This window comes from Phyllobacterium sp. (genome assembly GCF_037994405.1).
GTDB lineage: Bacteria > Pseudomonadota > Alphaproteobacteria > Rhizobiales > Rhizobiaceae > Phyllobacterium.
Genome location: NZ_JBBNAN010000529.1, coordinates 1 through 11,405, shown reverse-complemented (window position 1 = coordinate 11,405; position 11,405 = coordinate 1). Strand labels below are relative to the sequence as shown.

The 11,405-nt window shown below is 64.7% G+C and carries 7 protein-coding genes and 2 pseudogenes; 2 read left to right on the top strand and 7 right to left on the bottom strand.

The window, feature by feature from the left end:
* Positions 1 to 418: pseudogene (locus AAAC48_RS29390) on the top strand (hypothetical protein); the annotation flags it as partial.
* Positions 419 to 889: 471 nt separating this feature from the next.
* On the opposite strand, the gene AAAC48_RS29385 reads toward AAAC48_RS29390, so the two are convergent.
* The 7 genes from AAAC48_RS29385 to AAAC48_RS29355 all read right to left on the bottom strand — a co-directional run bounded on the left by AAAC48_RS29385 (position 890) and on the right by AAAC48_RS29355 (position 10,218).
* Positions 890 to 3,058: an exonuclease domain-containing protein gene (locus AAAC48_RS29385; RefSeq protein ID WP_340657569.1), complete on the bottom strand. Its 2,169-nt coding sequence runs from the start codon at positions 3,056 to 3,058 to the stop codon at positions 890 to 892.
* Positions 3,055 to 3,420 (bottom strand): response regulator, encoded by a 366-nt coding sequence (locus tag AAAC48_RS29380; RefSeq protein WP_340657568.1) that lies wholly within the window; start codon positions 3,418 to 3,420, stop codon positions 3,055 to 3,057. The genes AAAC48_RS29385 and AAAC48_RS29380 overlap by 4 nt, the downstream gene beginning before the upstream one ends.
* 9 nt (positions 3,421 to 3,429) lie before the next feature.
* The gene (locus AAAC48_RS29375; RefSeq protein WP_340657567.1) at positions 3,430 to 6,189 is read right to left on the bottom strand and encodes a sensor histidine kinase; all 2,760 of its coding nucleotides are present in this window, start codon (positions 6,187 to 6,189) and stop codon (positions 3,430 to 3,432) included.
* A gap of 139 nt (positions 6,190 to 6,328) precedes the next feature.
* The gene (locus AAAC48_RS29370; RefSeq protein ID WP_340657566.1) at positions 6,329 to 6,580 is read right to left on the bottom strand and encodes a hypothetical protein; all 252 of its coding nucleotides are present in this window, start codon (positions 6,578 to 6,580) and stop codon (positions 6,329 to 6,331) included.
* Between the two features lie 73 nt (positions 6,581 to 6,653).
* Positions 6,654 to 8,150 (bottom strand): DUF294 nucleotidyltransferase-like domain-containing protein, encoded by a 1,497-nt coding sequence (locus tag AAAC48_RS29365; protein ID WP_340657565.1) that lies wholly within the window; start codon positions 8,148 to 8,150, stop codon positions 6,654 to 6,656.
* Between the two features lie 35 nt (positions 8,151 to 8,185).
* Complete coding sequence (locus AAAC48_RS29360; RefSeq protein ID WP_340657564.1) at positions 8,186 to 9,910, bottom strand: cation acetate symporter; 1,725 nt, start codon at positions 9,908 to 9,910, stop codon at positions 8,186 to 8,188.
* Positions 9,910 to 10,218, bottom strand: coding sequence for a DUF485 domain-containing protein (locus AAAC48_RS29355; RefSeq protein WP_340657563.1), 309 nt, complete (start codon positions 10,216 to 10,218; stop codon positions 9,910 to 9,912). The genes AAAC48_RS29360 and AAAC48_RS29355 overlap by 1 nt, the downstream gene beginning before the upstream one ends.
* An 814-nt stretch (positions 10,219 to 11,032) precedes the next feature.
* Here AAAC48_RS29355 and AAAC48_RS29350 point away from each other — a divergent pair.
* Positions 11,033 to 11,405, top strand: a pseudogene (locus AAAC48_RS29350) (hypothetical protein); the annotation flags it as partial.

Genomic DNA, 11,405 nt, shown 5'->3' with positions numbered 1-11,405 from the left:
GTCGCGCTTGCAAGGCGCGACTCTCACAGATCCGGACGTGAGTGTCTCCACTCATCCGGCTCCTACCGTCCAGCCGGTGCCCGATACAGCAACCGCCAATGTGCAAACAGCGCTGGCTCCCGACGCCAATCAAAACGGGGATATAATCCGGCAATCGGCACGCACAGCTAAGGCATTGCTTTTACTGATTTTATTCTCCTATCCATATTCCCGTCCAGCTGGCCTGGCGTTTTCTCCGCTTTCAGAAGATAACGTCCTGGCGCAATGGTTTCAGAAGCGGACCGAGGATGGTCGCGGCGGCACACGCAAGACCATGATCGTAGCTCTGGCGCGCCGTCTGCTCATCGCGCTCTGGCGCATGGCCACCAAGGGAGAGATCCGCAAGGCGTCGCATTGCGGGCGAATGCGTAGCAAATAAGAGAGGAACAACTATCGGAGCCAGGGCACCACGCGCCGGGTTCCCAACGATCCGAGGCGGTGGCGTACCGGCACTGCACCTGGGCTTTGCACCGTGATTAAGAATGGTCCCGCCGCCCCGGAGCCTTGCTCGCTATGCGCATTACTGCGTCATGGCTGGGTCAAAGAACCCGCCGCATACAAGTACGCGAGAGCATTGTCTCGCCGCTCGCAGGCTCCCCTCGGTATCATCGTGAATCGACCAGCCCTCAAATCGAAAAGGATGAAACTATATGCAAAAAGATCGTTGACAAACATACTCCCCATACAAGTGCATCGCGACACACTGTAACGTCTCGGTGACATCTTCCTCCATCTTCACGATACGGGCCGAGCTGCAGCCAGGTCTCCATCTCCGAGTGTTCGCCCGGCAGGGATGGGTCTGCGAGCCCGCTGTTCGAACTCGTGCACGGTTGCGGTGGGCGCGGCAGCCTCAATAGCGAAGCCGTGAGTAGTAAGATTTCTGCGCCGCCTCGCGTGCCTGCCCCAGCGTGAGGATGCCCTGCTCGCGCAGGAGCGGAAGCAGCTTGAGGAACACCTCGGCCGTCGCCAGCGCGTCGCCGACCCCCGTGTGACGACCGGAAATCGTCACACCCAGACGCGCCGCGATCGCCTCGAGGTCGTGCGATGCCTCGTTCGGATGCACGACACTCGACAAGAGCAGGGTATCGAGCACCGGCTGGTCGAACCGCACGCCGCTCACGGCCTCCTTGAGCTTGAGGAAGCGCATGTCGAAGGCCACGTTGTGCCCGACGAGCACCGTGTCGCTGGCGAAGGCCCGAAACGCGGGCATCACCTCGGCGATCGACGGCTTGCCGCGGACCATCGCCGGCCGGATGCCGTGGATCGGGATCGACGCTTCGGGAATGCTGCGCTGAGGATCGACCAGTTGATCGAAGCACTCGCCGCGCAGCAGCTTGCCGTTGACGATGCGGGTCGCTCCAATCTGGATGATCTCGTCGCCATGCGCGGGGTGGAGGCCGGTCGTCTCGGTGTCGAACACCGTGTAAGCGATGTCCTCCAGCAAACGTTCGTCGAGCGCGCGGCCACCCTCGCTGGCTGCGAACAGGTCGAAATCATAATATTCGGGCCGGGTGTCCCCGGGGGTCACCGCAGCGGCCGGCTCGCCCGTCGCCAGCGGTAGCAGGAAGCGAAAGAACGAAAGAGCGAGCGAGCGGTCGTGCTCGAACCAGACTTCGCCGCAGTGCCGTTCCGCCACGTCGCGCACTGAGAGCGGCGAGCGCGCGTCACCTACCTGCATCGCGCCTGTCTGCCAGCCTGCCAGGGTCTCGGGACGCGCGTCCTCGGCCGCCCAGATCAGGTCGAGGTGGGCGCGATTCCCGGCTTGGGCCAGCCGGATCCGCAGATCGGGCCGATCGAACGCCTCGACGACGCGGCTCGCGAGGAACGCCAGCGCCTGGATCAGCGCAAAGCTGTCGACGCCTAGCCACAGGGTCCCGTCGACCTTGTCCGAGGCCACGCGCTGGCCCGTATCCGCCTCGATCCGCGTCACGGCAGCGGCGACGAGGTCGCCCCCGAGCATTTCCTGCAACGGCCAACGCGTCATCAGGTCCTGCGACGTCCCCGCGGCGAGTGCTGTGAGCCGCGCGCTCATCGCAGACACCTCGTCGCGCACCACCTTGTGGAAGCGATCGCGCTCCTCCGCCGCGAGGTCGGGGTAGTCGAGCATGTCGAGCGCGGCCTGCATGCTGGCGAACGACGCCCGGCTCGCCTCAGTAAGTTCGAGCAGCTGCCGGTCGCGCCGCGAATGCGCCTCATATTCGTCGGTAATGTCATCGAGTAGCAGCACGAAACCGGTGAGCGCCGGCCTGTCCGACGCCGCCGGTCGCACCGGCGCCATGCTAACGCGAAGCAGATGCCCCGCGGGCGTGCCGGTCACGAACCGCGCCGAGACTGTCGCGGCGTCGCCGCCCCGGGCGATGCGCCGATCGACCGTCTCAAGCGCATGCGCGATCAGCGCCCGGTCGAACACGCCGTAGATCGAACGGCCCAGCCCGATTAACTCGGCGCCCCCGGCCCCCTGGGGGGTGCGCGAGAGCCTGCGGAACAGCTGCCGCGCGCGCCTGTTATAGAGCAGGATCCGCCCGTCGAGGTTGCAGACCACCACGCTCTGGTTCAGCTCGGCCATCAGCGCGCCGAGTTGGTCGCGCTGCTCGGCCACACCCTGGCTCGCCTCGGCCACCAGCCGCGCCATGTCCTCATGCAGCGCCCGGCGCGTGCCGGCAAGCCCGTTGATGGCTGCGGTCAGGTCGCGCGCCGCCGCGCCTCCGCGCGGGACCAGATCGGGCGCCGCGACATCTCCGATCAGTACCCTAGTCGCATCCGCCAGCCGCGCTGGTGCGGCCACATGCGCCGCGTAGAGCCGGCCGGCAGCCCAGGCCGCCAACGCGGCCGCGATCAGCCACCAGGCCACCGGCAGCACGCCGTGGGACGCCACAAGCGGGCCGATCGCCGCATCGACGCCCGCGCGCTGCGCTGGGTCCAGCGTCATCCGGAGCAGCACGCCACCGAGCGCCAGCCACGCCGCTAGGGCCGCGCCCGGCGCGAGCATCACCAGCATCAGGCGGCGGTCGAACTTCATGCGAGCATGTCCCGGACCTTCTGCATGAGGTCGCGCGTCGAGAACGGCTTGGTCATGTAGGCATCTGCGCCGACACCGACTCCCCGCGCAACGTCGGTGTCGCGCCCCTTGGCCGTCAGCATCAGGATCCGGGTATCGCGGACCGCCCCGTCAGCCCGCACCGCCTCGCAGACGTCGAACCCCGACATGCCCGGCATCATCGCGTCGAGCAGCACCAGCTGCGGCCGCTCGCGGCGGATCGCCTCCAGCGCCTGCCGGCCGTCGCGCGCCACGAGGACCTCATAACCCTCGCGCTTCATCATGAACTCGAGCGACACGACGATGTTCGGCTCGTCGTCTGCAATCAGAACCTTGAAGCTCATGGCGGTTCCTCACGGCGTTTCTTGGTCTTCCGCCGGCCGGAGCGGCAACCGGAACGCGAAGCATGCGCCTTCGCCCGATTCCGATTCCAGCCACATGCGCCCACCGAAATGATCGACGATCTGGCGGCAAATTGGAAGGCCCAATCCCGTTCCCGGTGGCCGGTTCTGGGCGTCCCCGCCCTGGCGGAACTTCTCGAACACCGTCGCCTGCTCGGCAAGGGGTACGCCCGGGCCGTTGTCACGGACCTCGACGACCAAGCCATCCCCGTCGGTCCGCAGTACGACCCCGACCTTTCCCGCCTCGGCGGGAACGAACTTTGCGGCGTTGCTGAGCAGGTTCAGCATGACCTGGGTCAACCGGTCGGGGTCCGCACGGATCAGCGGAACCTGGTCGGGCAAGGACAGCTCGACTGCCGCCCCACGCTCGCGGAACAGACCGGATGCGGCGCGCACGGCATTTGCGACGAGCTTCGCCATGTCGACGTCAGTGTTGTGCCACTCGGCATGTCCAGATTCGATCTTGGCCAGGTCGAGCACCTGGTTGACCAGACGGCTCAGGCGCTCGCTTTCCGAGACGACGATCCGCAGGAACTCCTCGCGCTGATCCACCTCCATGTCGGGCGCGTCCAGCATCAGCTCGGACAGGGCGCGGATCGAGGTGAGCGGCGTCCGCAGCTCGTGGGTCACCGAGGACATGAAGTCGTCCTTGAGGTGATCGAGGCTCTGCAGTTGCTCGTTGGCTCCGCGCAGCTCGGCGGTTGCCAGCTCGAGCGAGCGCGACTTGTCCTCCAGCGCGCGCGCGTAGCCGCGCAGCTGCGATGCCTCGTCCAGGATCTCGATCACGTCGTCGATCGCGAGCGGCTCCTCCTGCACCACCGAGGCGACCAAGACCCGGGCCGATGCGCTGCCCACTGCGCCGGTGAGCTGCCGCTCGACGCGATCGACAAGGCGCGCGTCCGCTAGAAGGTTCCGGACGTCGGCGACGCCAATCTCCCGTGCATGCTCCTCGAACAGCTGTCGCGCGCGGTTTGCTCCAAGCAGTCGGCTTGCAAGCATCGTAAGGTCCTCGAGCCGGGCGCGGCCGCGCCAGAAGACGGGTGCCGCCTGGCCGGATGCCCTCCCGCGCTCGAACACGTCGACGAACAGTAGCGCCTGGCTCGCCTCCCGGGCCGATGGCCCACGCCACAGCGACAGGCCGATGTAGAGGCCGACGTTGATTAGAAGGCTCCAGAACAGCGAATGGGTGAGATTGTCGAGCCCGTTGAGGCCAAACAGCCGCTCGGGGGCGAGTAGCTCGATCCCGAACGGGCCGTGCGCGACGAATTTAACCGGGATCCAGCCGGACTTGGCCACCGAGGGCAGCATCAGCGTATAGGCCCACAACGCGAAGCCGCCGAGCAGCCCTCCCAGCGCCCCAGCTCGCGTGCCGCCGCGCCAATACATGCCGACCAGCAGCGCGGGAGCGAACTGTGCGACCGCCGCGAAGCTGATCAGGCCGATGCTGACCAGCGCATAGGCCTCGCCGGCGAGGTGGAAGTACAGGTAGCCGAGCAACAGCACGGCGAGGATCGCACAGCGCCGGATGTTGAGCAGCTGCTGCGTCAAGTCGCCGCCCGCGCGACCGCCGAACCCCGACAGGCGCAGCAGCGACGGCATGACCAGGTCATTGCAGACCATGGTCGACACGGCGATCGTCTCGACGATCAGCATGCCGGTGGCCGCGGACAGGCCGCCCACATAGGCGAACAGCGCCAGCGCCGGCGCACCATGCGCGAGCGGCAGCGACAATACGAAAGTCTCGGCGTCCATTCGCCCTGGGCCGAAGATGACCTGCCCGCCGATCGCGATCGGCAGCACGAAGACGTTGATCAGCAGCAAGTAGGCAGGGAAGACCCAGGCGGCCCGCCGCAGGTGCTGCTCGTCGACGCATTCGACGACCATCATCTGGAACTGACGCGGCAGCAGCAGCACCGAGAGCATCGAGAGAAGCGTTAGCGCAAACCACTGCGCGTAGCCGAATGAGGCGGCGCCACTCTCGCCGCCGAGGCGCAGCAGCGCGCGAAGCTCCGGAAAAGTCTGCCCCCGCGACCAGATGTCGGCCATGCCGTCGAACAGGCCCCAAGTCACGAAGGCCCCCACCGAAAGAAAGGCGACGAGCTTGACGATCGACTCGAAGGCGATGGCCGCGACCATCCCTTCGTGCCGCTCGGCGCTGTCCAGGTGGCGCGTCCCAAAGATGATTGTGAACGCCGCGAGCGCCAGCGCGACCAAGAGCGTGCCGTCCTGCCACCAGGCGATTACCGGCAGCCCCGGCGCTTGCTGGCCGGTGGTGAGCACGTGATAGCCGGCGGAGATCGCCTTCAGCTGCAGCGCGATGTAGGGGACGATGCCGACGACGGTGATCAACGTGACCAACGCGGCCAGCAACGGGCTCTTGCCGTAACGGCTGGCGAGGAAGTCGGCGATTGAGGTGATCCGGTAGGTCTGCGCGATGCGGATCATCTTGCGCACGACGACCCAAGCGAGCAGCATCGCCAGCATCGGCCCGAGGTAGATTGGCAGGAACCAGACCCCGGACCCCGCTGCGCGCCCGACGCTGCCGAAATAGGTCCATGCGGTGCAGTAGACAGCCAACGACAGCGCATAGATCCAGGCGTTATCGATCACAGAGCGACCGAGCGCCGCACGCCGGTCGCCGAAGGCGGCAATCGCGAATAGAAGCAACAGGTAGCCGAACGAAACGCCGAGGACAAGGGAAGCAGCGATCATAGCTCAGCCGGACAGGCTCGGCCGCGCGATGCGGAGCCGAGACCGTCGCGAGTTGCTCGCGTGGTCCCTCCATCGCTTTTCACACACGTATTTCAATAATATCAAATACATAGAGTATATTCCACCGTGAACGCCCCGTTCACGCCCCGGGGGTGTGTCGAGGGCACTCGCTCGCCCAGACCAGCACCCCGATCAGGGCCGCCCAGATCCCGAAGAGCGCCACCGGTAGCAGCGGCAGGCCAAACACCATGATATCACGGTCCCAGACGATCAGCATTGGGAAGTTGAACAGGACCAGCCCCGCACCCCAGATCGCGAGCAGCAGTTGTAAGCGCGGCCCGCGCGCGGGACCCCTGCAGCCGTGGGACCGGCTCTTGTGACGACCACTCATCGGTAGGTCACCTGGCAACTTGCTGCCCAAGGCCCGCCGCTTGGGCAAAACGTCCGTTCAGAGTGGCGGTATCTCATAGCGAGTCGAGCTGGTAGCGCTGGCCCAGCCACTGCTTGAACCGGCGCACGATCGCGAGCGAATCCTTCAGAGCCTGTCGCTCGAGCGTGCCGAGCTCGGCGAGGCGGATCCCGTTATCCGGCGTGCGCCCGTCGGCCATCTGCCGCAGATTGCTTGCGAGCTTCTGGCCGATGAGGAAGTGGACTGCGTCGATAAGGTCGCGGGCGAGCGCCTCGTCGATGCGACCGGCCGCGACCAGTGCGCGCAGCCGGGCTGCGGTGCCGAGTGCGCGGACGCGATATTGCAGTGCGAGCGTCCGCACCCCGTGCACGAGCGGAAAAATGCCGAGCTTCTTCAGGTCGATCTCGGCGGCCGCTCGGCCGCGCAAGCCCGGCAGTCGCCACCACCAGCTGCCGTCACCGCCGAACTGGTCCACGGCGCTTGCGAAGCGCGCATAGAAGGCGTCGCTGTCGAACAAGAGGTGATCGACATGGTCGCGCGCCTGTTCGAGCAACGCTGCGTCGCCGGCTACCGCCGCGGCATCGAGAAAGATCGCCAGGTTCAAGGGCCCCTGCGGATCGGCACCATGGATCCATTGCCTCAGTGAGTCCCGGAACCCGGAGAGCGGCTGACACCATAGCGGGCGACTCAGCATGATGCCGCCCGGACACGGCGGATACCCGAAGTCGATCAGTGCGGCCGTGAAGGCCTCGGTGACTGCCTCGAGTCCCTCGAAGACGAAACCATCGCGCAGCAGCAGGGCGTTGTCTTGGTCCGTCTTGATGATCTGCTCGCCGCGGCCCTCGCTGCCCATAACGATCAGGCAACTGTTCGCACGCAACGGCGCCGGCGCAAGCAGTTCCCAGAGCCGCCGGAACACCTGGCGATTGAGCTCGCCCACTAGACCGGTGATGACCTCCACCCGCACGCCGTCCTCGTGCAGCACCTTGATTAGGCCGTTGATCTGCCGAGCCGCCGCCTTCAGTTCCCCCAGATTGGTCGCCGCTGCCGCCTGAAGTGCGATCAGGTGCGAGTGGCTGGCGACAAAGGCCATCAGGTCGAGCTGACTCAACACGCCGACGACCGCGTCGCCTTGGCGCACGACCACGCGATGGATGCGATGGCGCAACATCAGAATCATCGCATCGTAGAGCTCGTCGTCGACCGAGACAGACCACGGCTCGAACGTGGCGATCTCGCGCACCGCAAGCTCCGCCGGCGGTTCCGGCCGCAACAGGGCCTCCCTCAGATTGGTCGTGGTGAAAATGCCGAGGCGCTCGCCGTCGCGCACCAGTGCATCGCTTAGGCCGCGTCGCGAGAGCTCGCGACACAAGGTGACGATATCCGTGTCACCTTCGACGAAGAAGGGCCTGCGCACGTGCGCGTCGCCCACCCTCGATGCCATCAGCGACACGAACTCGCGGCGTTCGCGAGACGTGGGCTCGGCCCGCCCCGGTTCGGGCGAGCCAACTTCGTGTGGCGCAACTCCCGCCACCTCCTGAGCTTTCGTCATGGTCGGACCCGGTTGCCGCATCGTTCGCCAGTTGCTCAATGCCCGGATGCCTCCGACGCCCCGATGCCCGTTTCCGAACGGACCTGCTGCGCCGCGAAGCCGGCCCGGTCGATCCGCGCGCGCGCGCTACGATCCAGCACCGAGAACAGCCAGATCCCGACGAAGCCGATCGTCACCGAGAACAGTGCCGGAGACGTGTACGGGAACGGCGCGGAGCCCTTTGGATACCCGAGCGTGGCTTCCCAGACCGACGGCGACAGAACCGTCAACCCGACCGACGAGATCAGCCCGAGGAAACCGCCGATGACGGCGCCCCGCGTGGTGCAATCCTTCCACAGCACCGACATGAACAGCACCGGGAAGTTCGCCGATGCCGCAATTGCGAACGCGAGCGACACCATGAAGGCAATGTTCTGCTTCTCGAACACGATTCCGAGCAGGACCGCCAGCACACCCAAGGCTACCGTCGTGATGCGCGAGACGCGCAGCTCCGAGGCGCTGTCAGCCTTGCCGGCCTTGATGACCGTCGAGTAGAGATCGTGCGAGACGGCCGACGCGCCCGACAGGGTCAGCCCGGCGACGACCGCGAGGATCGTCGCAAACGCCACCGCCGAGATGAAGCCGAGGAACACGTTTCCGCCAACGGCCTTTGCCAGGTGAACGGCAGCCATGTTGTTGCCGCCGATCAGTGCACCCGTGCTATCGAGGAAGGCCGGATCCGTCAGCACGAAGGTGATAGCACCGAACCCGATGATGAAGGTCAGCAGATAGAAGTAGCCGATCCACCCGGTTGCCCACATGACCGACTTGCGCGCCTCCTTGGCACTTGGCACCGTGAAGAAGCGCATCAGGATGTGCGGCAGGCCGGCAGTGCCGAACATCAGCGCCATGCCAAACGAAATCGCCGAGATCGGGTCCTTGATGAATGTGCCGGGGCCCATGATCGAGAGCCCTTTCTGTGCCGCGACGTCCGGCGCATCGCCTGCCTCGGTCGCGATCTGCGTCTTGATCTCTACGGCACTGCCGAAGAGCCCCTCGGGGCTGAATCCGTACTTGAGCATCACCATGAAGGCTATGAAGGTCGCGCCGCCGAGCAGCAGGCAGGCCTTGATGATCTGCACCCAGGTTGTCGCCGTCATGCCTCCGAACAGCACGTAGACCATCATCAGACCGCCGACGATGACCACTGCTATCCAATAGTCCAGTCCGAACAGCAGCTTGATCAACTGGCCCGCGCCGACCATCTGGGCGATCAGGTAGAAGGCCACGACCACGAGGGTGCCCAATGCGGCGAAAATGCGCACAGGCGTCTGCGCGAAGCGGAACGCGGCCACGTCCGCGAACGTGAACTTGCCGAGGTTGCGTAGCCGCTCCGCCATCAGGAACGTGATGACCGGCCAGCCGACAAGGAACCCGATCGAATAGATCAATCCGTCGTAGCCGGAGGCCATCACCGCCGCCGAGATCCCGAGGAACGATGCCGCCGACATGTAGTCGCCGGCGATTGCCAGCCCGTTCTGGAACCCGGTGATACCACCGCCGGCGGTGTAGAAATCGGCAGCGGACTTGGTCTTGGATGCCGCCCACTTCGTGATAAACAGGGTTCCCACGACGAAAAGCGCGAACATGGTGATCGCGGTCCAGTTCGTTGGCTGTTTCTCAGCGGTGCCGAGATCGCCGCCGGCGGCCAACACTACCGTCGGCAGTGCGACGAGGGTTGCTAAGCAGGCGGCCCTCCATAGTGTCGTGCGAGCGGACATCACTTCAGCGCCTTCCGCTTCACCTCTTCGGAAAGTTCGTCGAACTCGCTGTTGGCGCGCTTGACGTAGAGGGCAGTGATGACGATCGTGAAGACGATGACTCCGAATCCGATAGGGATTCCCCAAGTCATCACGCCGTCTCCGATCCGTACCGCCAGTAGGTCCTTCTTGAATGCAATGAGCAGGATAAACCCGTAGTAGACGATCATCATCGCCAGGGTCAGCGTCCATCCGAAGCGCGAGCGCTTCGATTTCAGCAACTGATAGTTCGGATCAGCCAGTATGCGATCAGCTAGCGGTGTTTCCATCGGAGGTCCTCCGCGCAGTGCTCCGCCGGTTCAATGTGAACCAAAACCGTACGAAGCGCCAGCGGAATCAAAAACCCTTCGCCCGTCTGATGAAACTAACGGGCGGGCTCGTGAGTTGCGTTGATATAGATCAATCTTCGTGTGATCGCGCGACGCCAAGTAGCACGTGCTTCGAAGATCGAGGGCCGAGTCCGCGATTATCTCTCGCTCGATACTGCCTTCCACGACACGATTATTGCCGCCTCCGGCAACCCATACCTCTCAAGCGCCTATGCCTTGATCAGTGCCAAGATCGCCGCGCTGCGAAACCGTCTCGGCAGCGAAAAGTCGATGCGGGAGCACGTCGAGATCGCGGACGCGCTAAAGGCACGCGATCTGAGCAGAGCCACTCGAACTCTGGTGGGTCATATCGCCCGCAAGGAAGGGTCGTATTGGGAGCATCTCGACCCAGACCGGCCTTCGATTTTGGCTAAACGACAAGATGGCGGCCATTCAGAACTCGAGACATGTCAAGCTGGTCGAAATCAAAACACCGGTTGCGCTGTCAAACAAAGGCGGGATCATCACCTTGCTGGATGCACGGGGCGTCAAGGTTCACGGCGTCTCCTATACGAAAGAACAGGCAAGACAGCCTGGCCGAATGATTCCGTTCCAAGGCTAGCGGGACCGCGGCGAAACGGTGCGCGTCATAGATTTTTTGTTTGGAGAGGGGCTTAGTCATGGGCAAGATCATAAAGGAGGTGCCCGGTGCAACGGCGAGGTCGCCTATCTCGCTTGGGAAGCCGATGGGCCAATTGCCGACTGCCTTGGATTCATGATCACGCGCGTTCACGAGACTGGCATGGACGCCGGCGCACGCCGCATCCTGCCAACCTGGATCGCCTTCACAGATCAGTCCAATCCCGACTGGTTGGAACAGGACAGCTCGGTCTGGCCGATCCAGCAATATCAGTGGCGCGATCTGACCTTGCGGCGTTGCCGAGACACCACGGCGGTTCGACCCATTAACTTCAAGGTTCATTATGAAATCACGCCTATCGGCATCTCCGGTCCGGGCCGGTCACCGGTCCCCCCTTCGGCGACCGCGCCTTATCTCGATGATGCCGGCAAGCCTCGTTATCTGGGGCCGCCACGACCTTTGTGGCTGCTGGACGCACCTTTTGTGACCGCAGCGATCGATGTAACGC

What these genes read in the sequence shown, in the direction of transcription:
- AAAC48_RS29385 (WP_340657569.1), bottom strand. Translation starts at nt 3,058, where the DNA reads ATGAAGTTCGACCGCCGCCTGATGCTGGTGATGCTCGCGCCGGGCGCG.
- AAAC48_RS29380 (WP_340657568.1), bottom strand. Translation starts at nt 3,420, where the DNA reads ATGAGCTTCAAGGTTCTGATTGCAGACGACGAGCCGAACATCGTCGTG.
- AAAC48_RS29375 (WP_340657567.1), bottom strand. Translation starts at nt 6,189, where the DNA reads ATGATCGCTGCTTCCCTTGTCCTCGGCGTTTCGTTCGGCTACCTGTTG.
- AAAC48_RS29370 (WP_340657566.1), bottom strand. Translation starts at nt 6,580, where the DNA reads ATGAGTGGTCGTCACAAGAGCCGGTCCCACGGCTGCAGGGGTCCCGCG.
- AAAC48_RS29365 (WP_340657565.1), bottom strand. Translation starts at nt 8,150, where the DNA reads ATGACGAAAGCTCAGGAGGTGGCGGGAGTTGCGCCACACGAAGTTGGC.
- AAAC48_RS29360 (WP_340657564.1), bottom strand. Translation starts at nt 9,910, where the DNA reads ATGTCCGCTCGCACGACACTATGGAGGGCCGCCTGCTTAGCAACCCTC.
- AAAC48_RS29355 (WP_340657563.1), bottom strand. Translation starts at nt 10,218, where the DNA reads ATGGAAACACCGCTAGCTGATCGCATACTGGCTGATCCGAACTATCAG.